The organism is Stenotrophomonas sp. GbtcB23, from assembly GCF_019091045.1.
GTDB lineage: Bacteria > Pseudomonadota > Gammaproteobacteria > Xanthomonadales > Xanthomonadaceae > Stenotrophomonas > Stenotrophomonas rhizophila_A.
On record NZ_JAGXKC010000113.1, the window covers coordinates 1 to 1,476 of the forward strand.

At 54.6% G+C, this 1,476-nt stretch carries 1 protein-coding gene; it reads left to right on the plus strand.

The features are described 5' to 3' along the window. The first annotated feature begins 56 nt into the window (after positions 1–56). Positions 57–773: a DUF4760 domain-containing protein gene (locus tag KVS69_RS18210; protein WP_217539408.1), complete on the plus strand. Its 717-nt coding sequence runs from the start codon at positions 57–59 to the stop codon at positions 771–773. Positions 774–1,476: the final 703 nt, after the last annotated feature.

Sequence of the window (1,476 nt, forward strand, 5' to 3'; positions counted from 1 at the left end):
AGGTTATTCACATATAGTTCACATCCTTTCCCTACCACGGATTGCAGGGCGGCGCGATGAGTAAATACACTTGGATTGGCTGGTACAACGCGTGTGTGAAATACAGTTGGAGGATCATTGGCTCCCATCTGTTCTTTTTGGGGGTGGTAGGCCTGGTCGCGTATTTTACCTACGGTGTTTTCCAACAGGTGCCCACAGGTGTCAATGAGGTGTCCACTAAGGCATCCGTGGTTCAGACTGGAGCTGTCGTCATTGGCCTCTTTTCTATTGTTCTCGCGGCCCTCCAAGTTCGGGTGAACGCCAGTTGGAACAAGGTACTTTCCTACCATAATCACTTCGGTGAGCTAATCACTCCTGACGTCCTACAAAAGCTTGAAGAAGTAGCGCGCGCTAAGGAATTTGAGGCAAATCTGAAGGCGGGAACAGCTATTTGTGAGAACACTGCGAAAGCGATTTTCGAGCATGGGCATTCAGATCGAGTGGTAAGTTGCTACCTCGACGAGTTTGAGGAGTTTGCCTGTGCAGTTAATGCAGGTGTTGTTGATGACGAGTATGCCTATCAGCTGGAGGGTACGCGTGTCGCGCGAGTGTGGACTGTCTTCCGCAACTATGTTCAGCATTGTCGATCCGCCCCAGCAAGCTCTCCTACTGTATACAAGCAGCTTCAGGCGCTGGCGCATCGCTGGAAAGACCGAAAGGAACATGAACAGAAGGCCAGAGAAAGGGCGCAGCGTAGGAAGGAGAGGAAGGGTGCCATCGGCTCACAGGTGTAAAACGTGCTAAAGTGAAACCGCTCCAACCCACAGACCGCCAACCGGAGAGCGCCATGAACGACAAGAACGGCTGGTAAGCCGCTGTCCTTCATCACCCTCGATGCATCCCCGAAGCCCCGCATCTTGCGGGGCTTCGGCATTCTGATGTCCCAAAAAAATGGCGTGCCGCCCTGCCAAGCGCTGCGGACTGGCCTGTTGTGGTCGTCTACCTCGAGACTCAAGTAAGCGGGGCGGAAGCTTTCGCGCGCCCTTAACGTTGCCATGGCGTTGCCAGGTGGAGGTTCTGCCCGAGACGGAAAGATCCAGCGAGGGGCTGTGCAGGATGACCGAGTGGGGCGTGAGGGCGAGACCTACTTTATGCGGCGATTTTTCCCGTTAGGTCAGTCGGGCAAATTAAGCTTGGGGCTATCATGTGTAGCTCCGAGGCTCGGCGTTTCACTTGTTCGTAATAGACCAGTCCCTCGCAATAGGTCGGCACTCAAAAATTGAGCGATTCAATTTCCGGAGCGCCATCGTAAGCAAGCATCCATGGTGCCTTCATGCTCCGCCAACTTAGCGAGGCGAGCGTGATCGCCGGGCCGGGAGAAGCTCAGATAGAGATCACGGCCTTGGGCGAAATGTGGTGGGTCAATGCTGGTGAGGCCTCGCTTGGGGAGCGACTTGTTCCATTGGCGAAGGCGCTGTTCGACATCGAGCCTAGAGA

Coding starts and splice junctions, on each gene's coding strand:
- KVS69_RS18210 (WP_217539408.1), top strand. CDS start 57: ATGAGTAAATACACTTGGATTGGCTGGTACAACGCGTGTGTGAAATAC.